Here is a 23,695-nt window from a genome sequence, read left to right as displayed (position 1 = left end):
GGCCTTAGCCTTTGCTGGGAATCAGGTCGTTCAAGGCATTCAGTACGACCTCGGGAGACAGTTCGCGCAGGCATTTCAGGTGGCCGAGTGGGCACTCGCGCTCAAAACAGGGACTGCATTCGAGGCCGAGTCGCAGAATCCTGACATCGTCGGCCAGAGGCGGAGTGAAGTCGGGAGAGGTGGACCCGTATACGACAATCAAGGGGCGTTTTAACGCAGCCGCAACATGCATGAGCCCGGAGTCGTTGCTGATCACGACATTCGCCAGCGCCAGCAGGTCGACCGCCTCGGCAAGGTTCGTGCGCCCCGCGAGATTGTGGCAGTGCTGGCGGAGCTCTTCGGGCATAGACTGCAGTATGGTCTTGCCGACGGCGGCATCGTTCTGTGAACCGAAAATCCAGACCTGCCTCCCTGCCTGGATTTGCTGCCGGGCGACCGTTGCGTAGTGATCCTCGGGCCAGCGTTTCGATGCACCGAACTCGGCTCCCGGACAGAGGGCAACGATTGCCTTTTCTGTCGACAGTTCGAATTTGCCCAGCGCCGTTTGCTGATTGGCCGCGTCAGTGACCAGGGCGGGGTGAGGCAAATTCGTCGGCAAGGGGGCGCCTTTGGGAACGGCGAGGGCGTCGAAGCGCTGTACCATCAGGGGGAGTGCCGACTTGTCCAGCTTTCTCAGGTCATTGAGTAAACCGTAGCGCATTTCACCGCGCCACCCGGTGCGCTGAGGGATGTTTGCCCACCAGGGGATCAATGCCGATTTCAGGGAATTGGGCAGTACGATGGCCTGGTCGTAATGGTGGCTGCGTAACCCCTTGGCCAGGTTGCGGCGAACGCCCAGGCTGACCTTTCCATGTCCGACGGGCATGTCCAGTATCTCGGATACTTCGGGCATGCGTGCCAGAATGGGGCGGCTCCAGGCGGGCGCCAATACATCGATCCGTGGCGAAGGTGTTCGCTGTTTGAGAAGCATGAACAGCGACTGCGCCATGACCATGTCGCCGACCCAGGACGGGCCTATTATCAAAATCCGGGGAGCACCCACAGCGTTGTTATCTACCCTGTTGTCGGAAACGTTCGTGTACTGTTAAGGGCCCTTTACAGGACCTGCCAGCGAGGTATCAGGTGGCTCCTCAACTGGCAAATTCCCTGACCACCCGCTGCTTCTGGCGCTGCCAGTCGCGTTCTTTCTCAGTGGCGCGCTTGTCGAACTCCTTTTTCCCTTTAACCAGGGCGATCTCGCACTTGACCTTGTTGCCCTTCCAGTAGATCGAAAGCGGAACGCAGGTAAAGCCCGACTGGTTGACCTTGCCGATCAGTCGCCCAATCTCCTTGGCGTGAAGCAGGAGCTTACGGGTACGGGTCGGATCCGCAATGACGTGGGTCGAGGCTGTCTGCAGAGGGGTGATATGACAGCCCAGCAGCCAGGCTTCGCCATCCTTGAACAGGATATAGGCGTCGGTCAGCTGGCATTTCCCGGCGCGAAGGGACTTGACCTCCCAACCCGTCAGTACCAGGCCGGCCTCGATCTTATCGTGGATATGATATTCATGGCGGGCTCTGCGGTTGACCGCGATGGTACCGGAACTGTTGCCGGATTTGCTTTTGCTCATGAGTCGTCTTTGCTGAGGTATAAGGAGGTAATCCAAGCGTATGCTGCGACAGAGGTTTTGCGTCGCAGCGACACGATAAACGTTCGGGATTGTAGCGTAATTAACGGCATCCAGCACGGATGTTGGCTATAAGCAATGATGAAGCCGGGAATGGCTTTCCGTTACAATACGAGATCCTTTCCCGATAGGTATGAACTGGCCGGCGTTCCTGACCGCTAGCCGGCGGTAGTTGCAGCGGACGCCACTATCGTATCCGTTAACCTTAGGACGCCCCTCTTTCGGGCTCGATGGCAGGGACCACATGGTGAAGCGATACGATAAACCAGTGACCGGTTGGACAGGGCGCTGGACCTTCGTACTGGCCGCCACCGGTTCGACGGTGGGGCTGGGCAATATCTGGAAATTCCCCTCCATGGCAGGTGCTGATGGCGGCACCTACTTTATTCTGATTTACCTCCTGTGCCTTGTGCTGATGGGTATTCCTCTATTGATGGCGGAAGTGGCACTGGGGCGCCGTGCCCGGCGCAACCCTGTTGCGGCGATTGAATTCTGGCGTGCTGAGGTTCATGCCGCCAAGGCATGGGTATGGGCCGGGCGCTTGGGCATATTGGCCGGATTCCTGGTGCTGTCCTTCTATGCCGTGGTAGGCGGTTTCGGGCTTGCCTATGTTTTCTTTTCAGCTTTCGGCGATTTCGTAAATGCAGGGCATGCCGTTGTTTTGGCGGAACTGGGGCGCCTGACGGCCAGCCCGGAGGATATGGTGGGCTGGCATACGCTGTTTATAGCGTTGGTTATCGTCGTCTCCTTGCGCGGCGTAAACCGGGGGCTGGAGCGTGCGTTGCGGGTTATCATGCCGGCGCTGTTCGTTTTGCTGGCGATACTGCTTCTGTATGTTTGGCGCCATGCCGACTTTAACCAAGCGGTGGCGTTCCTCTTCTCCATGAACAGCGGACACCTGCGCTGGCAAACGCTGTTCGACGCGCTGGGCCATGCTTTTTTCACATTGAGTCTGGGGATGGCGGTCATGATGGCGTACGGTGCCTATATGCCGCCGCGTAGTTCTGTGGTGGGATCGGCAGTGGTGATTGCGCTGGCAGACACCCTGGTGGCACTGGCGGCAGGCTTGGTGGTGTTCTCCGCAGTATTCTCACAGAATCTGGCACCGAGTGCTGGATTTGGGTTGCTCTTCCAATCGGTTCCGGAAGCCTTTGGCGGGCTGCCCGGGGGGCAGTTTATCGGCAGTATGTTTTTCCTGGTGGTTTCTCTGGCAGCCTGGAGTTCCGCGATTTCGGTTATGGAGCCTGCGGTTGCGTGGTGCCAGGAGCGTTTGGGAATGGCGCGTCAGTGGGCCGTTGTTGGGGTGGGTGTCGCTGCTTGGCTGGTGGGACTGGGGACGGTGTTTTCCTTTAACATATGGAGCCAATCGGACTTTCTCGGGGCGAACTTTTTCGAATGGATAAACTTCATTACGGCAAGTCTGCTATTGCCGTTGACGGGGTTTCTGATAACGCTGTTTGCCGGACGAGTCGCGTCATCGGGCTATATGCGTGAGGCCATGGGGCTTCGATGGCGCCCGCTGTATATTGCTGTCCGTTGGTCGTTACGCTATCTGTCTCCTTTGGCCATTGTCCTGGTTTGCTTGTGGTCTGTGCATGGTTTTATGTCGACGCTGTGTGTCCAGACCCGAGCTCCGGATTGGTGTCCTGCGGCGGGTGGGAACGTGGTGCCAGGCAGTAGTCCTGCTCCGGAGTTGAGAGGAGGGGCCCGCTTGGGACTCGGTTCAAAGACTCCGCTGCCTGTGGTGCCCGAACCATATGGGGGCGTGGAGACGTATTCATGAAGTCTGAGCAGCAAGCGATTCGACGGGGTTGCCCGGCATCGAACGAGGTAGTGGATAAGCATGGTGAATAAAATCGAGCGGAGCGCTCTGGTCTGGCATTCCGCCGAACGCATGTTCGGTCTGGTGAACGACGTGGTGGCCTATCCCCAGTTTCTACCCTGGTGTGCCAGTGCCGAGGTGCACCATACCAATGAGCAGGAAATTACCGCTTCGCTGGAAGTGGCGAAAGGCGGCATGCGTCAGCGGTTTACTACACGGAATCAATTGGTTGCGCCGAGTGAAATTCAGATGGTGCTCGTCGATGGTCCCTTCACCAGGCTCAAAGGATGCTGGCGCTTCCATTCCTTGGATGAACGGGCTTGTAAGGTTCAGTTGACGCTGGAATTCGAGTTTACGGGCACGTTGGCTCGTATGGCGTTCGGGACGGTTTTCAATCAGGCGGCGAATACGCTGGTGGATGCATTCTGTAAACGTGCCAATGACGTTTACGGAGCGTCTCTCCTGTGACAATCGACGTCGAAGTTGCCTACGCCCGCCCCGATCAGCAGTTTCTGCTGCGGGTTGCTGTGCCGGAGGGGGCTACGCCCACCGAGGCTATTGAGCGCTCTGGCGTGCTGCAACGTTTCCCAGAGATCGAATTGGCGAGCGCCTCTATCGGAATTTTTAGCCATGTTCTCAAAGATCCCCAGGCCTATCGTCTCAGGGCGGGGGATAGGGTTGAAATATACCGGCCCCTGATTATCGACCCCAAAGAAGCCCGCGCGCGGCGGGCTCGCAAAGGACTGGGTCGGTAAGGCCTTGTCGGAGGGTAGCCCGCTTAAGGTGGGCCACGTGCCGGATCAGTAGGCCGGCGTCCTGGCGAGAAGGTGGGCCTCGTAGCGCGTATAACGATTCTTATCGTAGTAGACTACGATTTGTTGTTTGCGGATGTCCCCGCCGTGTTTCTGGAAGGTGTAGATATAGTATTCACGGCTTTTGTCCAGTGGGTCCATGACCAGCGGTGTGCCCAGTACGAAGTGAACTTCGCGGTGGGTCATGCCGGGCTTCAGTTTGGCGAGCTCTGCCTTATCGACGATATTGCCTTGCTGGACGTTGATCTTATAAACGCCGGGAAACATACAGCCAGACAGCAACAGAACATACAGCAAGCAACAGGCGAGTTTTTGCATCGGGATTTGAAATCCTCTATCTTGACTCCGCGCCAAGCGGCGAGCGCAGTCATGAGCCGACGGTGAGGCCGTCATCATACCGGAACCACAGGTGTTCCCCCAAGAGCGAACATAGGGCATGTCATCGGAAAACTCTGAATTACGCAAGGCCGGGCTTAAGGTTACGCTGCCCCGGGTCAAGATTTTGAATATCCTGGAGCGCGCCGACCAACATCATCTGAGTGCAGAGGATGTCTACAAGCGCTTGCTGGACGCTGGGGATGATGTAGGGCTGGCGACGGTTTACCGGGTGCTGACGCAATTTGAGGCGGCAGGCTTGGTGTTAAGGCATAACTTCGAAGGCGGTCACGCCGTTTTTGAAATGGCGACGGATGACCACCATGATCATATGGTATGTACGCAAACCGGCAAAGTCGTCGAGTTTTTCGATTCGGTGATCGAGGAGCGCCAGCGCAAGATCGCTGAAGAGCATGGCTTCGACATTGTGGATCACAGTTTGATTCTTTATGTTAAGCCAAAGAAAACGAAATAACGTTGCTCTGCAGGCAAAGTCGGTGTGACCTCGTTGTCTAAGGTGTTTTTGCCTGCGCCTTTCTCGTTCTTGTAAATCCCTTCGCTCCTTTCGGCCTTCAGTCAAAGGAAACTTTGCTCTGGGTCTGTGTGTTTAGTTTGTATGGAAAATAAAAAAACGGCGAGCTATATAGGCTCGCCGTGAGTAGGCTCTCAGGGGTGAGAGAAGGAGTACTGCCAAAGGCAGTATGGTGAGAAGAATCTCAATGGTTCTGGTGCAACCCGGAAAACATGCACCAGATACATACCTTAACTTGCTGGCGTTTGATAACAATTAGCCATTGGTCGCCCGGGTGCTACTTACCTCCTGATGTGGCGCAGTTTGTTTCGGTCGGCCATCAGTGATGGGTGGCCTGCCCTTTGCCATACATCTCCCGAGCATGGGCTAGCGACTGATCGGTCACGTCGACCCCGCCGAGCATGCGTGCCACCTCTTGTACCCGTCGTTGGTCGTCCAGTTTTTCGACACGGGAAAATGTTGCGTCGTTTTCGCTGAACTTGCTTACAAAGAGGTGTTGGTGAGCTTGCGCCGCGACCTGGGGCAGGTGCGTGACACAAAGCACCTGACCGCTTTCGCCGAGGATTCTTAGCAGTCGGCCCACCACTTCCGCTGTGCCGCCACCAATGCCGACATCGACTTCATCGAAGACCAATGAGGGGATGGTGGATGTTTGTGCAACGACTACTTGGATGGCGAGACTGATGCGGGACAGTTCTCCGCCAGAAGCCACCTTCGCCAGGGATCGAGCGGGTTGTCCGGCGTTTGCGCTAACCAGGAACTCGATGTCCTCATTTCCGTGTGGATGCGGTGTTCCGTCGCTGTGCTTAGTGAGCCTGGTTACGAATTGCGCGTTTGCCATATTGAGGCGATGTAACTCTTCTGCAACACGCATGTCGAGTTCTGCGGCCGCCTGCTGGCGTTGTTCGCTAAGCTGCCGTGCGATCGTTTGATAATGCTCCAGCCGGTTAGACAGTTCTATTTCCAGCTGCTCCTGGCTGTCTGCTCCGCCATCAAGTTCGGACAATTCCCGGTGTAGAGTCTCTCGAAGTGCTGGGAGTTCCTCGGGTTGAATACGATGCTTGCGGGCTAGCTGATAGATGGCGCTTAGGCGCTCCTCGACAACCGAGAGTCGTTCGGGGTCGAGTTCGTAGCCATCGATAAAGTGCCGCAGGTTATTGCCGGCCTCATTCAGTTGAATGTGAGCTTCGTTGAGCATCTGCAATGTATCCGTCAGGGCGATCACCTCGACGGGCAGTTGCTCCAGTTGTTGTATGGCCTGACGCACAAGGTAGGCGGCGCTGGAGTCGTCCTCGGCACAAAACTGCGCGGCGAGGTGTGATTGCTTAAGGATTTGTTCTGCGTTGCTGAGTTGCTGTTGTTCGTTTTCCAGTTCGGATAATTCGCTTGGCTGAAGGTCAAGGCGCTCCAGCTCTTCGACCTGATAGCGAAGCAACTGAAGTCGCGCATTCGACTCTTCCTGGCAATTGCGGGCTGTATCGAGACGTTCCTGAAGTTGCTTCCATTGTTTGTAGGTCGTCAGGGTTTCTTCGGCGAGGGTTTCTGCGCCGGCAAATTCATCAAGCAAGCGTCGATGGTTGTCCCGCTGTAGGAGCGACTGGTGTTGATGTTGACTGTGAATATCCATCAACAGCGAACCGAGTTGGCGCAGGTCCTGTAACGGGCAGGGTTGGCCATTGATGTAGGCGCGGGAGCGACCGTCGCGGCTGATGACGCGTCTGAGGATGCAGTCATTGTCGGCGTCGAGGTCGTGTTTCTGCAGCCAGGTGCTGGCGGCCTCATTGTCGCGGATATCGAACACTGCCGTAATGTCGGCGCGTTTTGCGCCTTCTCGTACAACTGCTGCATCGGCTCGGTCACCAAGACTGAGGGACAAAGCACCAAGCACAATCGATTTCCCTGCGCCGGTTTCGCCGGTCAATGCCGTCATACCCTTGTCAAACTGAAGCTCCAGGCGATCGGCGATAGCATAGTTGGATACCGTCAGTTGCGTCAGCATGCTCGATCTCCGTGTTCCTGTTCCGATAAGTGCTGAAGTAAGTCATTGTCTGGATCTGTGTACGTGAGCTGGTCATATAAACAGCTGTTCATGCGTACAGTATATGATTATTTGTACAGTGATGTTTGTTGATTTGCAAGAGGGATATCGAAAACGGTGACGGAAAGCGGTTGAAAGCCGGTGTGGTGACCCCATATAGCGGCAAAGACTTCCAGGCCTCCATGGCCCTGGCGTGACTCAACGAACGTAGTGTGCAAATAAGTTGCAGGAGAGTGCCGATGAGCGCAGAGGAGACTCGTAACGAGAATTCGATGGCAGATGAGCCGAGAGAGGATCTCGCCTCTGATGCCGAGCAAGTGCAGGCGGAAGCGGGGCAGGGTGATGCCGTCGAACCCGCCGACAGCGAGGTGGCTGCGCTGAAGGCTCAGGTGGATAACCTGAAAGAGCAGGCGTTGCGGGCCCAGGCGGAAATGCAGAATGTGCGTCGCCGCGCTGAGTTGGATGTGGAGAAGGCGCATAAGTTTGCGCTTGAAAAGTTTGTTCGTGAGCTGGTGCCTGTCGTCGATAGCCTGGAAAAGGCGGTTGAGAGCACTGGCGCCAGCGAGGGTGAAGAGCTGCTGACGACGATTCGTGAGGGTGTCGAGATGACGCTCAAGATGTTCGTTGCCAGTTTGCGTAAGTTCAATGTGGAGCAGGTCAACCCGCTGGGCGAGCCCTTCGATCCGCAAGTGCACGAAGCGATGTCGATGGTGGCGGCGCCGGATGCCGAACCCAATACCGTTGTGGCTGTTATGCAGAAAGGCTATTTGCTCAATGACCGGTTGGTAAGACCGGCTATGGTCGTTGTTTCGAAGCCTGACTCTGCAGGGAATGTCAATCAGCAGGCTTGAAAACTCGAAATGGGAGCCAATATAGGGCTCTAAATGGTGCGTAATCTGCCCAAGATTTCAGGTTTAAGTCCTCAACAGGATTCAGGATTGGAGCTATTCGATGAGCAAGATAATTGGTATTGACCTGGGTACGACAAACTCCTGCGTCGCTATTATGGATGGCGACAAGGTCAAAGTAATCGAGAATGCCGAGGGCGATCGCACGACGCCGTCGATCATCGCCTATACCGATGAAGGCGAGACGCTGGTTGGCCAGTCGGCCAAGCGTCAAGCGGTGACTAACCCGCACAACACGCTGTATGCCATCAAGCGCTTGATCGGTCGCCGTTTTCAGGACGACGTCGTACAGAAAGATATCAAGATGGTGCCTTACAAGATCGCCAAGGCCGATAATGGTGACGCCTGGGTTGAGGTAAAAGGCAAGAAGATGGCGCCTCCGCAGATTTCCGCGGAAGTGTTGAAAAAGATGAAGAAAACCGCTGAAGACTATCTGGGTGAGGCGGTGACCGAAGCGGTTATTACGGTTCCGGCTTACTTCAACGATAGCCAGCGTCAAGCGACCAAGGACGCAGGTAAAATTGCCGGGCTGGATGTTAAGCGGATCATTAACGAGCCGACCGCTGCGGCGCTGGCTTATGGTCTGGACAAGAAGGGTGGCGACCGCACTATCGCGGTTTACGACCTGGGTGGCGGTACTTTCGATATTTCGATTATCGAGATCGCAGACGTTGATGGTGAGCATCAGTTTGAAGTGCTTGCGACCAACGGTGACACCTTCCTGGGCGGTGAAGACTTCGACCTGAAGTTGATCAACTACCTGGCTGAGCAGTTCAAGAAAGATTCCGGCATCGACCTGACCGGCGATTCTCTGGCCATGCAGCGTCTGAAAGAAGCTGCTGAGAAAGCGAAAATCGAGCTGTCTTCAGCGCAGCAGACCGACGTCAATCTGCCTTATATCACTGCCGACCAGACAGGACCCAAGCACCTTAACGTCAAGGTGACGCGGGCCAAGCTGGAGTCGCTGGTAGAGGATCTGGTTGAGCGCAGTCTGGAACCATGCCGTATTGCGTTGCAGGATGCGGGCCTGAAGTCGGGCGGTATCGACGAAGTGATCCTGGTGGGCGGCCAAACCCGCATGCCGCTGGTTCAGCAGAAGGTAAAAGATTTCTTCGGCAAGGAACCGCGTAAGGATGTGAACCCGGATGAGGCCGTTGCGATCGGTGCTGCGATTCAGGCAGCCGTGCTTTCTGGTGATGTGAAAGATGTTTTGCTGCTTGACGTGACCCCGCTGACGCTGGGCATTGAAACCATGGGTGGGGTTGCGACGCCGCTGATCGAGAAGAATACGACGATTCCGACCAAGAAATCGCAGACTTTCTCGACAGCCGACGATAACCAGACAGCGGTCACTATTCATGTGGTTCAGGGTGAGCGCAAGCAGGCGTCCCAGAACAAATCGCTGGGCCGTTTTGATCTGTCCGATATTCCGCCGGCACCGCGTGGCCTGCCCCAGATTGAGGTGACCTTCGATATCGATGCCAACGGTATCCTGAACGTGTCTGCTAAAGACAAGGCTACCGGCAAGGAGCAGTCCATCGTTATCAAGGCGTCCTCAGGTCTGAGCGATGAAGAGGTCGAGCGGATGGTGCGTGATGCCGAGGCGAATGCCGAGGAAGATCGTAAGTTTGAAGACCTGGTCGCAGCGCGTAACCAGGGCGACAGCATGGTGCATGCTGTGCGCAAGACCCTGGAAGAGGCTGGCGATAAGGCGACGGCTGAAGAGAAAGAGAAGATCGAAGCTGCCATCAAGGATCTGGAAGAAGCCTTGAAGGGTGATGACAAGGATGACATTGAGGCCAAGACCAAGGTTTTGACGGAAGCCTCATCTGAGTTGGCGCAAAAAATGTACAGTGCTCAGGAAGAGCAGGCGCAAGCTGCAGGAGCCTCCGGTGAAAAGGCGAGCGGCGAATCGGATGACGCAGTTGATGCGGAGTTCGAAGAGGTCAAGGACGATAAGCGTTAATTGCAGGCGTTGCAGTTGAGCGTCCAGACGCGGGAGGATTCTCCCGCGTCTTGTCATTCATAACGGTTGAAAACGGGGCAGCGGGTTTTGGTGTGCTGTCCACGACAAAACGGATAAACGAGTATCATGGCCAAGCGCGATTATTACGAGGTTCTGGGTATCGCCCGAACGGCGGACGATAAAGAAATCAAACGGGCCTACCGTAAGCTGGCGATGAAGTATCACCCGGACCGAAATCCGGGCGATCAGGAATCCGAGGAAAAATTCAAGGAAGCGAGCGAAGCTTACGAAGTCCTTTCGGATGAGCAGAAGCGCGGAGCCTACGACCAGTTCGGACATGCCGGTGTGGATGGCCAGGCCGGTGCCGGTTTTGGGGGCGGGGGCGCCAGTTTTGCCGATATCTTTGGCGATGTCTTTGGCGATATTTTCGGTGGGGCTGCGCGCGGTCGTACGACCCGCGGTGCTGATCTTCGTTATACCCTCGAACTGGATCTTGAAGAGGCTGTTCGAGGTACCACGGTGAAGATCCGTGTGCCGGGGCATGTCGACTGTGAGACCTGTGGTGGCAGTGGTGCAGAAAAGGGCACCCAGCCTGAGACCTGCAGTACCTGTCGAGGGGCGGGACAGATCCGCATGCAGCAGGGGTTCTTTTCTGTCCAGCAGACGTGTCCTCACTGTCGCGGTGCGGGCAAGGTTATCCGGTCGCCCTGTAAGGCCTGTCATGGCATGGGGCAGGTAGAGGAAGAAAAGACGCTTTCTGTTAAGGTTCCGCCGGGTGTCGATACCGGTGACCGCATTCGCCTTGCGGGCGAGGGCGAGCCGGGTGTCAGTGGTGGTCCGGCAGGCGACCTTTATGTGCAGGTTGCTGTGCGGGAACACAGAATTTTTGCCCGTGACGGTCGCAATCTCTATTGTGAAGTACCCATCAGTATTATTGATGCCTCTCTGGGCGGTGAGCTGGAAGTGCCTACGCTGGATGGCCGGGTCAAGCTCAAGATCCCGCCGGAGACGCAAACCGGCAAGTTGTTCCGGTTGCGCGGCAAGGGTGTTGCGCCGGTTCGGGGGGGAGGTCCCGGGGATTTGCTGTGTCGCGTTGTCGTCGAGACGCCGGTGAATCTCACCAAACGCCAGAAAGACTTGCTTGATGAGTTCCAGAAAACCCTGGATGAGAGTAACGGTAGCCAGCACGCTCCACGTAAGAGTTCGTGGTTTGAAGGAGTGAAAAACTTCTTTGAAGACATGAAGTTCTAAATGGCAGGCTGGGGTGCCGCTTTGGTTTGCAGCAGACGGAAAGGATTGGATAGACCATGATTCGCATCGCTATCACCGGCGCAGCCGGCCGTATGGGGAAAACCTTGGTTGAGGCGTTGTCGTTGACCGACGATCTCCAATTGACGGCGGCTATCGATCATCCTGACAGTTCATTGATCGGTAGCGATGCGGGTGAAATCGCCGGCGTTGGGCGGATTGGGGTGGCGTTGAGCCCCAGTCTGGACGATGTGATCGCCGATTTCGACGTGCTTATCGACTTCACCCAGCCTGCGCTGACGGTCGAGAACGTGGCGACCTGTCGTGCTGCCGGGAAGCGTATCGTGATTGGCACAACAGGCTTGTCCGATGACCAGAAGGCTGTCTTGCAGGAAGCCGGGCGGGATATTGGTATCGTTTTTGCCCCGAATATGAGCGTGGGTGTCAACCTCCTGTTGCAACTGCTTCAAATGGCGGCACGGGTGCTGGGTGATGAGGTCGATATCGAGATCATCGAAGCCCATCATCGGCATAAGAAAGATGCTCCCAGTGGCACGGCGCTGCGAATGGGAGAGGTTATTGCTGAAACCCTTGGTCGTGACCTTAAGGAGTGTGCAGTTTATGGTCGCGAAGGATTTACCGGTGAGCGTCCTCGGCAGGTTATCGGTTTCGAGACAATCCGTGCCGGTGATATCGTGGGGGAGCATACGGCGATGTTTGCCGCTATGGGAGAGCGCGTTGAAATTACGCACAAGGCGAGCAGCCGTATGACCTTTGCTCGGGGTGCTTTGCGAGCTGCGCAATGGCTGGCTGGCCGGGATGCCGGGCTCTATGACATGCAGGATGTGCTGGAACTGAAGGGCTGAGAGGCTCTTTAGCGCTGAATCTACAGATTAGGTGCGCATTGTCGTGGACATTGGCGGCCTAAATTTTTTACAATAAGGCAGTTTAACTGCTGCTTATTGCGTGTTCGGCAATTCCTAAGACAAAAAAGGGCGGGACGGAGTTGTAAGAGCTCCCTCTCGCTTTTTTGCGACCTGAATTTGCCTACGTGCTCCCCAGCCCACGACGGTACAAGAGGACATGGCCTTGAGCAAACCTGCAATCCTTGCGCTCGCGGACGGAAGCATTTTCAGGGGAACGGCTATCGGCGCCGACGGACAGACCAGTGGTGAAGTTGTCTTCAACACTGCGATGACCGGATACCAGGAAATCCTGACGGACCCCTCCTATGCGCGCCAGATTGTGACCCTGACTTATCCCCATATCGGCAATACCGGCGTTAATGCCGAGGATGTCGAATCCGATCGCATTTGGGCCGCCGGCCTGGTTATTCGCGATCTTCCCCTAATGGCCAGTAACTGGCGCTGCGAGAAATCGCTGGACCAGTACCTGCGCGACAACAACATTGTAGCCATCGCCGATATCGATACCCGTCGTCTGACTCGGATTTTGCGTGAAAAGGGCGCCCAGAACGGGGCTATCATCGCTGGTGACCAGTTGGACGAGGCCCAGGCGCTGTCCCTGGCAAAGGCATTCCCCGGCCTGAAAGGCATGGATCTGGCGAAGGAAGTCACCCGTGAGAACAGTGTCCAGTGGCGGCAGGGTAGTTGGGCATTGGAGACGGGGTATGGCACCCCTGATCAATCGCGTTTCAAGGTGGTTGCCTTTGATTACGGCGTCAAGCATAACATCCTGCGCATGTTGGCGGATCGCGGTTGCGATTTGACGGTGGTTCCAGCGCAGACTTCGGCGGAAGACGTGCTGGCGATGCAGCCCGATGGAATTTTCCTGTCGAACGGCCCTGGCGACCCGGAACCATGCGACTACGCGATCAGTGCGATCGAGTCATTGCTGACTAAGCGTATTCCGATTTTCGGTATCTGCCTGGGTCACCAGTTGCTGGCGCTGGCCAGCGGTGCCCGCACAGTAAAAATGAAGTTTGGCCATCATGGTGCGAATCACCCGGTGCAGAACATCGCCGACGGTACGGTGATGATCACCAGCCAGAACCATGGTTTTGCCGTCGACGAAGGGTCCCTGCCGGATTGTCTGGTGCCGACACACAAATCCCTGTTTGACGGTTCGCTACAGGGTGTTCGGCGTTCTGACGTGCCGGCGTTCAGTTTCCAGGGGCACCCGGAAGCGAGCCCGGGGCCGCATGATATGGCGCCCTTGTTTGACGAATTCATCCGCTTGATGGAGCAACATCGAGGCGCATGACCCCAGCCCGACGCCGTTTGACGGCGTCGCCGGAATCCGCACGCGAGACACGAGCTTAGGACAGGTTAACGAAGAGATGCCAAAGCGTACCGACATCAAAAGTATTCTGATTCTGGGGGCTGGGCCCATCGTCATCGGCCAGGCATGTGAGTTCGATTACTCGGGCGCACAGGCCTGTAAGGCGCTTCGGGAAGAGGGCTACCGGGTTGTCCTGGTGAACTCGAACCCCGCCACTATCATGACCGATCCGGTTATGGCCGACGCTACTTATATTGAACCCATCACCTGGAAAACCGTCGAGAAAATTATCGAGCGTGAACGCCCCGACGCCCTGCTGCCGACCATGGGCGGCCAGACGGCGCTGAACTGCGCCCTGGACCTGGAGCGTCACGGTGTCCTCGAGAAATACGGCGTTGAAATGATCGGCGCTAACGCCGATACCATCGACAAGGCTGAGGACCGTGAGCGTTTTGACAAGGCGATGAAGGCCATCGGTCTGGAAACGCCGCGGGCTGCGATTGCGCACAGCATGGAAGAGGCCTATCAGGTTCTCGATAATATCGGCTTCCCCTGCATCATTCGCCCGTCCTTTACCATGGGGGGCTCTGGTGGCGGTATCGCCTATAACCGGGAAGAGTTCGAAGAAATCTGTACCCGTGGTCTCGATCTGTCACCGACCAGTGAACTTCTGATCGACGAATCCCTGATCGGCTGGAAAGAGTATGAGATGGAAGTTGTCCGTGACCGCAACGACAACTGCATCATCGTTTGCGCGATCGAAAACTTCGATGCCATGGGTGTGCATACTGGTGATTCGATCACGGTTGCGCCAGCGCAGACTCTGACCGACAAGGAATATCAGATCATGCGCGACGCCTCTCTGGCGGTATTGCGTGAGATCGGTGTGGAAACCGGCGGTTCCAATGTTCAGTTCGGCGTAAGCCCGACGACAGGCCGCATGGTGGTGATCGAGATGAACCCGCGGGTGTCGCGTTCGTCTGCCCTGGCATCCAAGGCAACCGGCTTCCCGATTGCCAAGGTCGCGGCCAAGCTGGCCGTGGGTTATACCCTTGACGAGTTGCGCAACGAAATTACCGGCGGTGTCACTCCGGCGTCGTTCGAGCCCAGCATCGACTATGTCGTTACCAAGGTGCCTCGCTTCACGTTCGAGAAGTTCCCTCAGGCCGATGCGCGGCTGACTACGCAGATGAAATCGGTGGGTGAGGTGATGGCGATTGGCCGCACCTTCCAGGAATCGTTGCAGAAAGCGTTGCGGGGATTGGAGGTCGGCTCCGCCGGCTTCGAACCGAGGCTGGATCCGGCGAATGCCGACGACCGGGATATCCTGATCCGTGAACTCAATGTTCCCGGTGCGAACCGTATCTGGTTTATTGCCGATGCTTTCCGCATGGGTATGACTGTCGACGAAGTCTTCCGTCACACACATGTTGATCCCTGGTATCTGGTTCAGATCGAAGATATCGTTCGAGAGGAAGAGGCGCTCAAGACTACCGCCAAGGGCGAACTGGACCGCGATACCATCTTCCGGCTCAAGCGTAAGGGTTTTTCCGATACGCGCCTGGCGGCCTTGCTGGGTATCTCGGAGGTCAGCTTTCGCAAACACCGTCACGATGTCGGCGTGCGGCCGGTCTTTAAACGTGTCGATACCTGTGCGGCGGAGTTCGCGTCGTCGACGGCCTATATGTACTCCACCTACGAGGAGGAGTGTGAGGCTGCCCCTACGGATCGTCAGAAGATGGTCGTTATCGGTGGTGGTCCCAATCGTATCGGTCAGGGGATCGAGTTCGACTATTGCTGCGTGCATGCCTCCTTGGCCATGCGCGAAGATGGTTATGAAACCATCATGATCAACTGCAATCCTGAAACGGTTTCAACCGATTACGACACGTCTGACCGTCTCTACTTCGAGCCGATTACGCTGGAAGATGTGCTCGAAATCATACAGGTTGAAAAGCCGCTGGGTGTTATCGTGCAATACGGCGGACAGACACCGCTCAAGTTGGCGCGAGGCCTGGAGCAGGCGGGTGTGCCCATTATTGGTACCTCGCCAGATGCGATCGACCGTGCAGAAGATCGTGAGCGGTTCCAGCAGATGATCAATCGTCTCGGGTTGCGCCAGCCGCCAAACGCGACAGTGCGCAGTCATGAGGAAGGTATCGTTGCTGCCCGAGGCATCGGTTACCCGCTGGTTGTGCGTCCCTCCTATGTGTTGGGTGGACGGGCGATGGAGATCGTCTACGAGGAAGAAGAACTGATTCGCTACATGCGCGATGCGGTGCTGGTCTCCAATGACAGCCCGGTCCTCTTGGATCACTTCCTGAATGCGGCCATCGAAGTCGATATCGACGCCATTAGCGACGGTAAGAATGTCGTTATCGGCGGGATTATGCAGCACATTGAGCAGGCGGGTGTTCACTCGGGTGACTCGGCCTGTTCGCTGCCACCCTACACCTTGCCCGCTGAGGTCCAGGACGATATGCGCGATATGGTCAAGCGCATGGCCTTGGAGCTCGAAGTCGTTGGACTGATGAACGTCCAGTTGGCCTGGCAGGATGGCGAGATCTACGTTATCGAGGTCAATCCCCGGGCTTCGCGTACCGTGCCTTTTGTCTCCAAGGCGACGGGGGTGCCCCTGGCGCGCATTGCGGCGCGTTGCATGGCAGGGAAGTCTCTGCAAGAGCAGGGCTTCACAGAGGAGGTTGTCCCGACCTACTATTCGGTTAAGGAATCCGTATTCCCGTTCAACAAATTCCCTGGTGTCGACCCGATTCTCGGGCCGGAAATGAAGTCGACGGGAGAAGTGATGGGCATTGGCGACAGCTTCGATGAAGCCTTTGCCAAGGCTGCTTTGGCAGCGGGTGAGCGGCTACCGGAGAAGGGCACGGCCTTTATTTCAGTGCGTGAGATGGATAAGGATCGCGCGGCACAGTTGGCGAAAGATCTCCGCGATGCCGGCTTCTCCATCGTGGCCACCCCAGGGACGGCCAAGGTGATTGCTGATGCGGGTGTCGAGGTCCAGATCGTCAAGAAGGTGCGTGAAGGTCGGCCACATGTTGTTGATGCGATCAAAAACAAGCAAATTCAATTGATCGTTAATACGACGGAAGGGCGCAAGGCAATTGCTGATTCGGCTCAGATTCGGCAGTCTGCGTTGCAGCACAAAGTGACCTACACCACGACGCTGGCAGGTGGAGAGGCGTTTTGTCGGGCCATCAAGTTCGGGCCTGAGCGGAAGGTTCGTCGTTTACAGGATTTGCATGCGGGAAATGATGCATCATGAATAGAGTGCCAATGACGGCCGCTGGAGAGGCAAAACTCCGCGAAGAGCTGAAACAATTGAAATCGGTAGAGCGACCGCGGGTCATCGAGGCTATTGCGGAAGCGCGAGAGCACGGTGATCTCAAGGAAAATGCCGAGTATCATGCTGCGCGCGAGCAGCAGGGGTTTATCGAGGGGCGCATTCAGGAGATCGAGAGCAAGCTGTCTGCGGCCCAGGTGATCGATGTGACGCGCATTGAAAACACGGGGAAAGTAATTTTTGGCGTGACCGCACACCTGATAAATCTCGATACGGACGAAGAGGTTACCTATCAAATCGTCGGTGATGACGAGGCGGATATCAAGGCAGGTAAGATTTCGGTCTCATCACCTATCGCCCGCGCTCTTATCGGCAAGTCTGAGGGAGATGTGGTGCCGGTCAAGGTGCCGTCGGGTATCGTCGAGTACGAAATCGACCGGATCGAGCACTTGTAACCGTGTGACGGGTCGAAGAAAAACAAAGAAGCCGGCAAATGCCGGCTTCTTTGTTTTTGAGGCTTGTAGTGTCAGGTAAGGGCGCGGATCAGGTTTGACAGCTTGCGGTTGGGTTTTGCTGCGCGACGCAGAATGACCGCGATTTTGCCAATACTCTGGACAAGCTCGGCACCGGTTGCCGTGCAAATTTCTTCGACAATTTCCTGGCGTTCTTCGCGGTCGTTGGAGGCTATTTTGACCTTGATGAGCTCGTGGTCGTCCAGCGCTCGCTCCAACTCCTGTTTCAGACCCTCGGAAAGCCCTTTCTCGCCCACCATGACAACGGGTTTCAGGTTGTGGGCGATTGCGCGATATTGCCGGCGTTGTTCCGCGGACAGACTCATGATGAATTCTCTTGATCGGGAAGATTAAAAAACGTCCGAGGTCTCCCCGGAACGATGCGGTATACTTTAAAGCTTATAGTCTATCAGTCGCCCGTCGGCCCGTGAATCCGGGGTTGTCCCGAGTGTTGGCGTGCGTTGAAGGTGATTAACTGAGCGGAGGTGGTATTGGCCCGTTCCAAATCGAGTGGTCGCTGGTTGCGCGAGCACTTTGACGATCCTTACGTCAAGCGTTCGCAGGCCGATGGTTATCGGTCCCGTGCGAGCTATAAGCTGTTGGAAATCGACCAGCGTGACCGTTTGTTTCGGCCAGGGCAGGTTGTGGTGGATCTCGGCGCGGCACCCGGAGGTTGGTCGCAGGTCGCTTCGCAGTTGGTTGGTGACAAGGGGGTCGTGATTGCCAGCGATATATTGCCGATGGACCCTTTGGCAGGTGTGTCCTTTGTCCAGGGTGACTTTACGGAAGAGGCAGTACTGAATGAACTGCTCGACCTGCTTGGGGATCGGCGCGCAGACATTGTAATTTCAGATATGGCCCCCAATATGAGTGGTATGGCTGCGGTCGACATTCCCCGGGCCATGTATCTGGTTGAGTTGGCTCTCGATATGGCGCGTCAGGTGCTCGCTCCGGGAGGAGCATTCGTAGCGAAGGTCTTTCAGGGCGAAGGTTTTGATGCCTTGCTAAGCGAGATGAAAGAGAGCTTTTCCAGCGTAAGCAGTCGCAAGCCGGATGCGTCGCGGGCACGTTCCCGCGAGCAGTATCAGGTCTGTAAGGGTTTCAGGCCCTAGCGCCGGTCCACCTCTGGCGACACACCGTATAATTGGTGTAAGGTTGCCGAAGGGTGTCCTGCGCGACACTTCACTCACAGGTAGAGTACCTTGAACGACATGGCAAAGAATCTGGTTCTCTGGCTGATTATAGCCGCCGTGCTGCTGATGGTGTTCCAGAACTTCAGTCCGACCACCACCGGCCAGCAAGTCAATTATTCCCAGTTCATCCAGATGGTCCAGAACGGCCAGGTGAAGAAAGTCACCATTGATGGACTGGATATTAACGGTGTCCGTGACGACAACAGTCACTTTCAGACCGTGCGTCCCGCCGTTGCCGATAACAAGTTGATGGATGACTTGTTGAGTCATAACGTCGAAGTTGTCGGTAAGCAGCCGGAGCAGCAAAGTATCTGGACTCAGTTGCTGGTCGCCTCTTTCCCGATTCTGGTGATCATCGCCGTTTTTATGTTCTTCATGCGGCAAATGCAAGGCGGTGGTGGGGGCAAGGGCCCTATGGCCTTTGGTAAGAGTAAGGCCCGCCTGATGAGCGAAGATCAGATTAAAACGACCTTTGCCGATGTCGCCGGTGTTGACGAGGCAAAAGAGGACGTTAAGGAAATCGTTGATTTTCTGCGCGACCCGAGCAAATTCCAGCGTCTGGGTGGCCGTATTCCCAAGGGTGTGCTCATGGTGGGCTCGCCGGGGACGGGTAAAACGCTGCTGGCGAAAGCTATCGCGGGTGAGGCCAAAGTACCCTTTTTCTCGATTTCCGGTTCGGATTTTGTCGAGATGTTCGTTGGTGTCGGCGCTTCTCGAGTGCGGGATATGTTCGAGCAGGCGAAGAAACAGAGTCCCTGCATCATTTTCATCGACGAAATCGATGCGGTGGGGCGTCATCGTGGAGCGGGTCTTGGCGGTGGCCATGACGAGCGTGAGCAGACGCTGAACCAGTTGTTGGTGGAAATGGATGGTTTCGAAGGCAACGAAGGTGTCATCGTCATTGCGGCCACCAACCGTCCCGATGTTCTTGATCCGGCGCTGTTGCGTCCTGGTCGTTTTGACCGACAAGTCGTGGTCGGTCTGCCTGATATCATCGGCCGTGAGCAGATTCTCAAGGTTCACATGCGTAAGGTTCCGTTGGCCGATAACGTCGAGCCCGGTGTGATTGCGCGTGGCACGCCAGGATTTTCCGGTGCCGATTTGGCCAATCTGGTGAACGAGGCGGCGCTGTTTGCGGCGCGTCGTAATCAGCGACTGGTTTCCATGGAAGAGCTGGAGCTTGCGAAGGATAAAATCATGATGGGCTCCGAGCGGAAGTCCATGGTGATGTCGGAGAAAGAAAAACGGAATACCGCCTATCACGAGGCTGGGCATGCCATTGTCGGGCGTCTGATGCCGGAGCATGACCCTGTGTATAAGGTCAGTATTATCCCTCGTGGTCGTGCGCTCGGCGTAACCATGTTCCTGCCTGAGGAAGATCGGTATAGCCACAGTAAGCGCTACCTGATCAGCCAGATATGCAGTTTGTTCGGGGGGCGTATCGCTGAAGAGCTGACACTGGGGCATGAGGGCGTGACAACGGGAGCGTCCAACGATATCAAGCGGGCGACCGAATTGGCTCGCAGCATGGTCACCAAGTGGGGGCTATCGGAAAAGTTGGGTCCGCTGATGTACGACGAAGAAAGCGAGGAAGTTTTCCTGGGGCGTTCTGCTGGCCACAGTGCTCGCGTGTACTCGCCGGAAACGGCTCAGCGCATTGATGAAGAAGTGCGTACGATCATCGACGATTGTTACGATCGAGCCAAGCAGCTCTTGGTCGATCACATGGATAAGCTGCACAAGATGGCGGAGGCGTTGATGAAGTATGAAACCATCGACAGCGACCAAATCACCGACATCATGGCCGGTAATGACCCCCGACCGCCGAAAGGTTGGGACGACAAGGGGCATGGAGGTGGTGCTTCATTGTCTTCGGATAGCGAAGAGCGGCCGTCGACAGATCAGGGTGGTCGGCCTGATGATGGGGTTGGACGCCCCGCGGGCGAACATTGACGCCATTGCCCAGATGAAACGCCGCCTTCGGGCGGCGTTTTTCATGGTTTCATTGGAATGTCTTTCACCAGTCTGATTCAGGTTCTCGCGGTATGGAAATGACGTTTGCCGGACGTACGCTTGATTTGTCCCGGCCCAGAGTGATGGGCATTCTGAATATTACGCCTGACTCGTTTTCTGACGGTGGGCGGTTTTTAGGGCGCGATGAGGCATTGCGTCATGTTGATGAGATGATATCTGCCGGTGCTGATTTTATCGATGTCGGCGGTGAGTCGACCCGTCCCGGGGCTGCTGCTGTCAGCGTGCAGGAGGAGTTGGATCGGGTCTGTCCCATGGTTGCGGCCATACGTGAGCGTTTCGATGTGGTGATATCGGTGGATACCAGCACGCCGGCGGTCATGTTGGAATCGGGAAAAATCGGCGCCGGTTTGATCAATGATGTGCGGGCTTTAGGGCGTCCGGGTGCTTTGGATGCTGCGCATGCTGCGGGCTTGCCGGTTTGCCTGATGCATATGCAGGGTGAGCCGGACTCAATGCAGAAGGATCCTCGCTATGACAGCGATGTGACCAGGGAGGTGCTAGACTTCCTGGCTAGGTCGGCAGAGCGGGCATATCAGGCGGGGATTGGTAAAGAGAATATATTGCTAGACCCTGGGTTTGGCTTCGGTAAAACCCTGAAGCACAATCTTCAGCTGATGCGAGACTTGCCGGTTCTGGCCAATCTGGGCTACCCCTTATTGATCGGCATGTCGAGAAAAACCATGATCGGGCAGATAACTGGCCGGGAGGTGGGCGCGCGCGTCGCTGGTAGCGTTGCGGGTGCCCTGCTGTCTGTGATGCGCGGCGCGGCAATTGTCCGGGTGCATGATGTGGCGGAAACGATCGATGCGCTCAAGGTGTGGGGCGCGCTACGGGAAATCGAGTGATGACGGAACGAAAGTATTTTGGCACTGACGGGATTCGGGGGCGCGTCGGTGAGCCACCGATCACGCCGGAATTTATGTTGAAGCTGGGTTGGGCGGTCGGCGAGGCATTTAAGCGGCAGGGGCAGCGCAATAAAGTCATCATCGGCAAGGATACGCGCTTGTCCGGTTACATGTTCGAGTCTGCGCTGGAGGCTGGTTTGTCTGCCGCAGGTGTTGACGTCCGGTTGCTGGGGCCGATGCCGACGCCGGCGATAGCTTATTTGACGAGGACGTTCCGGGCGGCCGCAGGTATTGTCATCAGTGCCTCCCATAACCCTCATCACGATAACGGTATCAAGTTTTTTTCCGCGGAAGGTACCAAGTTGGATGATGCCCTTGAGGCTGAAATTGAGCGATGGCTGGAGTGTCCCCTGGAAGTGGTACAGTCTTCCGAACTGGGTAAGGCTGTGCGCTTGGAAGACGCGCCGGGGCGCTATATTGAATTCTGTAAGAGCACTGTGCCCAATGCCTTCACCTTGGACGGCTTGAAAATCGTGCTCGATTGCGCGCATGGCGCGACCTATCATGTCGCGCCGAGTGTCTTTAAGGAGCTTGGTGCCAAGGTTACGGCAATCGGTGTCGAGCCCGATGGCCTCAATATCAACCTCAACTCCGGGTCGACTCACCTGGATAACCTTGTGGCAAAGGTGCTGGAAACCAAGGCCGATCTTGGTATTGCCTTCGATGGGGACGGTGACCGGGTCATGATGGTTGATCATACCGGTGCAGTGGTTGACGGCGATGAGTTGCTGTTTATTATCGCGCGGCAACGTCGGGAGGTGGGGCGTCTTCATGGGGGGGTGGTTGGTACCCTGATGACGAACTATGGGGCTGAAATGGGGTATCGAGAGCTTGGTATCCCGTTTGAGCGGGCGCCTGTCGGTGACCGTTACGTAATGGAGCGCCTGCTCAAGAATCAGTGGTTCCTGGGAGGCGAGAGCTCGGGGCATATCGTTTGTCGTGATTGCACTTCCACTGGAGATGGTATCGTCTCTGCCCTGCAGGCCTTGGTGGCGTTGTGGCAAAGTGGTAAGGGGTTGGCGGAGATGCGGGCAGGGATGCACAAGTTGCCGCAAGTGATGGTTAACGTAAGGGTGGCGCAACGTTTTGATCCTCTGACGTTGTCGCAGGTCCAGGCGGCCGTAGAAAATGCGGAGTCACGACTGAATGGCGCTGGGCGGGTGCTCTTGCGGGCCTCGGGAACCGAACCTGTGATTCGAGTCATGGCTGAGGGTGTGGATGAGGCCCTGGTCGGGCAGATCGCGAATGAGTTGGCTGAGGTCGTCAAAGGGGCGTCGCCAGCCTGAGCGAGAGGTGGATGAATTCGGTGTTGCGCTTGGCTTGTATGGTGGCGTCAACTCCGGTATAGTTTCGCCTCCCTGAATAAGGGGGAATGAGATGCGGCAGCGGCTTGTAGCAGCCAATTGGAAAATGCACGGTGATCGTGCTTTTGCCCGTCAATTGATGGGACAGTTAAAAACCTCGCTTTCAGCTCTTGATAAAGAAGCGCAGGTTGTTATCATTCCTCCCGCGCAGCTTCTGGCTGATGTGTCGGACTTGGCAAAAGGTTCGTCCATCGAGGTGGGGGCGCAAAATCTTGCGCAGTGGGAAAGCGGTGCCTTTACCGGCGAGATCTCGGCAGAAATGCTTGCGGATGTCGGTGCTCGGTACGCGTTGGTAGGACACTCCGAAAGGAGGTCCCTGTTCGCCGAAAACGACGATGTCGTTGCTGCCAAAGTGGCGCGAGTGTTGGCGACAGAGATGAAGGTTATTTTCTGCTGCGGAGAATCATTGGCGCAGCGGGAGAGTGGTTCGGCGCAGGCTGTGGTGGACGCGCAGCTGGCTGCCGGGTTGCGAGAGGTAAGTAGTGGGCAGTGGGGGAAAGTCATTGTTGCCTATGAGCCTGTTTGGGCAATAGGTACCGGTAAAACGGCTTCTCCCGAAGATGCTCAAGAGATTCATGCTGGCATTCGAGTGGCTTTGAAGCGGCTCGGTGCGCCGGAAGATGACGTTCCGGTGATATATGGTGGTAGCGTTAAAGAAAGTAACGCCCGCGAACTGTTTGCTCAGCCAGATGTCGATGGTGGTTTGGTGGGTGGCGCATCTTTGGATGCCCAGGCCTTCGCCGCGATTTGTCGGGCCGTATAAAGGTTAAGAGAGTA

At 56.3% G+C, this 23,695-nt stretch carries 21 protein-coding genes; 16 read left to right on the top strand and 5 right to left on the bottom strand.

Annotation, left to right across the window (positions count from 1 at the left end):
* Positions 1–4: 4 nt before the first annotated feature.
* A complete protein-coding gene (gene waaF, locus CLR77_RS02255; RefSeq protein WP_227519774.1) occupies positions 5–1,042 on the bottom strand; it encodes a lipopolysaccharide heptosyltransferase II in 1,038 nt (345 codons plus the stop codon).
* Between the two features lie 88 nt (positions 1,043–1,130).
* Positions 1,131–1,610 carry an SsrA-binding protein SmpB gene (gene smpB, locus CLR77_RS02250; RefSeq protein ID WP_097458954.1) on the bottom strand — a complete coding sequence of 160 codons (480 nt, stop codon included), beginning with the start codon at positions 1,608–1,610 and terminating at the stop codon, positions 1,131–1,133.
* 301 nt (positions 1,611–1,911) lie between these two features.
* On the opposite strand from smpB, the gene CLR77_RS02245 reads away from it, so the two are divergent.
* From CLR77_RS02245 to CLR77_RS02235, 3 genes are read left to right on the top strand one after another with little or no spacing between them, the layout of a single operon-like run.
* On the top strand, positions 1,912–3,450 hold the full coding sequence (locus tag CLR77_RS02245) for a sodium-dependent transporter (protein WP_097458953.1): 1,539 nt from the start codon (positions 1,912–1,914) through the stop codon (positions 3,448–3,450).
* A gap of 60 nt (positions 3,451–3,510) precedes the next feature.
* Positions 3,511–3,957 carry a type II toxin-antitoxin system RatA family toxin gene (locus CLR77_RS02240; RefSeq protein ID WP_097458952.1) on the top strand — a complete coding sequence of 149 codons (447 nt, stop codon included), beginning with the start codon at positions 3,511–3,513 and terminating at the stop codon, positions 3,955–3,957.
* 2 nt (positions 3,958–3,959) lie between these two features.
* Positions 3,960–4,244, top strand: a complete 285-nt coding sequence (locus CLR77_RS02235) for an RnfH family protein (protein ID WP_097459652.1) — start codon at positions 3,960–3,962, stop codon at positions 4,242–4,244.
* 45 nt (positions 4,245–4,289) lie between these two features.
* Here the strand turns inward: CLR77_RS02235 and CLR77_RS02230 are convergent, their stop codons facing one another.
* Positions 4,290–4,619: an outer membrane protein assembly factor BamE gene (locus CLR77_RS02230; protein ID WP_097458951.1), complete on the bottom strand. Its 330-nt coding sequence runs from the start codon at positions 4,617–4,619 to the stop codon at positions 4,290–4,292.
* Between the two features lie 118 nt (positions 4,620–4,737).
* Between CLR77_RS02230 and fur the strand changes: the two genes are divergently transcribed.
* Positions 4,738–5,151 (top strand): ferric iron uptake transcriptional regulator, encoded by a 414-nt coding sequence (gene fur / locus CLR77_RS02225; RefSeq protein WP_097458950.1) that lies wholly within the window; start codon positions 4,738–4,740, stop codon positions 5,149–5,151.
* A gap of 376 nt (positions 5,152–5,527) precedes the next feature.
* Here the strand turns inward: fur and recN are convergent, their stop codons facing one another.
* A complete protein-coding gene (gene recN / locus CLR77_RS02220; protein WP_097458949.1) occupies positions 5,528–7,207 on the bottom strand; it encodes a DNA repair protein RecN in 1,680 nt (559 codons plus the stop codon).
* 278 nt (positions 7,208–7,485) lie between these two features.
* Here recN and grpE point away from each other — a divergent pair, with 278 nt between their 5' ends.
* The 7 genes from grpE (at position 7,486) to greA (ending at position 17,365) form a co-directional block, all read left to right on the top strand.
* On the top strand, positions 7,486–8,097 hold the full coding sequence (gene grpE / locus CLR77_RS02215) for a nucleotide exchange factor GrpE (protein ID WP_097458948.1): 612 nt from the start codon (positions 7,486–7,488) through the stop codon (positions 8,095–8,097).
* Between the two features lie 100 nt (positions 8,098–8,197).
* A complete protein-coding gene (dnaK, locus tag CLR77_RS02210; protein WP_097458947.1) occupies positions 8,198–10,120 on the top strand; it encodes a molecular chaperone DnaK in 1,923 nt (640 codons plus the stop codon).
* A gap of 126 nt (positions 10,121–10,246) precedes the next feature.
* Positions 10,247–11,371, top strand: coding sequence for a molecular chaperone DnaJ (gene dnaJ / locus CLR77_RS02205; RefSeq protein ID WP_097458946.1), 1,125 nt, complete (start codon positions 10,247–10,249; stop codon positions 11,369–11,371).
* A gap of 56 nt (positions 11,372–11,427) precedes the next feature.
* Complete coding sequence (gene dapB / locus CLR77_RS02200; protein WP_097458945.1) at positions 11,428–12,234, top strand: 4-hydroxy-tetrahydrodipicolinate reductase; 807 nt, start codon at positions 11,428–11,430, stop codon at positions 12,232–12,234.
* A gap of 223 nt (positions 12,235–12,457) precedes the next feature.
* Complete coding sequence (gene carA, locus CLR77_RS02195) at positions 12,458–13,591, top strand: glutamine-hydrolyzing carbamoyl-phosphate synthase small subunit (protein ID WP_097459651.1); 1,134 nt, start codon at positions 12,458–12,460, stop codon at positions 13,589–13,591.
* Positions 13,592–13,667: 76 nt separating this feature from the next.
* Positions 13,668–16,892 (top strand): carbamoyl-phosphate synthase large subunit, encoded by a 3,225-nt coding sequence (gene carB / locus CLR77_RS02190; RefSeq protein WP_097458944.1) that lies wholly within the window; start codon positions 13,668–13,670, stop codon positions 16,890–16,892.
* Entirely contained in the window at positions 16,889–17,365 is a 477-nt protein-coding gene (greA, locus tag CLR77_RS02185) for a transcription elongation factor GreA (protein WP_097458943.1), read from the top strand. The genes carB and greA overlap by 4 nt, the downstream gene beginning before the upstream one ends.
* A gap of 71 nt (positions 17,366–17,436) precedes the next feature.
* Here the strand turns inward: greA and yhbY are convergent, their stop codons facing one another.
* A complete protein-coding gene (gene yhbY, locus CLR77_RS02180) occupies positions 17,437–17,748 on the bottom strand; it encodes a ribosome assembly RNA-binding protein YhbY (RefSeq protein ID WP_097458942.1) in 312 nt (103 codons plus the stop codon).
* 165 nt (positions 17,749–17,913) lie between these two features.
* On the opposite strand from yhbY, the gene rlmE reads away from it, so the two are divergent.
* The 5 genes from rlmE (at position 17,914) to tpiA (ending at position 23,681) form a co-directional block, all read left to right on the top strand.
* The gene (rlmE, locus tag CLR77_RS02175; RefSeq protein ID WP_097458941.1) at positions 17,914–18,534 is read left to right on the top strand and encodes a 23S rRNA (uridine(2552)-2'-O)-methyltransferase RlmE; all 621 of its coding nucleotides are present in this window, start codon (positions 17,914–17,916) and stop codon (positions 18,532–18,534) included.
* A 90-nt stretch (positions 18,535–18,624) separates the two neighbouring features.
* Positions 18,625–20,568 carry an ATP-dependent zinc metalloprotease FtsH gene (ftsH, locus tag CLR77_RS02170; protein ID WP_264754670.1) on the top strand — a complete coding sequence of 648 codons (1,944 nt, stop codon included), beginning with the start codon at positions 18,625–18,627 and terminating at the stop codon, positions 20,566–20,568.
* Positions 20,569–20,660: 92 nt separating this feature from the next.
* Positions 20,661–21,494, top strand: a complete 834-nt coding sequence (folP, locus tag CLR77_RS02165; protein WP_097458940.1) for a dihydropteroate synthase — start codon at positions 20,661–20,663, stop codon at positions 21,492–21,494.
* On the top strand, positions 21,494–22,840 hold the full coding sequence (glmM, locus tag CLR77_RS02160) for a phosphoglucosamine mutase (RefSeq protein WP_097458939.1): 1,347 nt from the start codon (positions 21,494–21,496) through the stop codon (positions 22,838–22,840). Before folP ends, glmM begins: the two co-directional genes overlap by 1 nt.
* 91 nt (positions 22,841–22,931) lie before the next feature.
* Entirely contained in the window at positions 22,932–23,681 is a 750-nt protein-coding gene (tpiA, locus tag CLR77_RS02155) for a triose-phosphate isomerase (protein WP_097458938.1), read from the top strand.
* Positions 23,682–23,695 lie beyond the last annotated feature (14 nt).

It is taken from the genome of Mangrovitalea sediminis (assembly GCF_002514725.1).
Lineage (GTDB): Bacteria > Pseudomonadota > Gammaproteobacteria > Pseudomonadales > Oleiphilaceae > Mangrovitalea > Mangrovitalea sediminis.
Note: the sequence above shows the minus strand (reverse complement) of the source record. Positions and strands in the feature narration are given on the sequence as shown.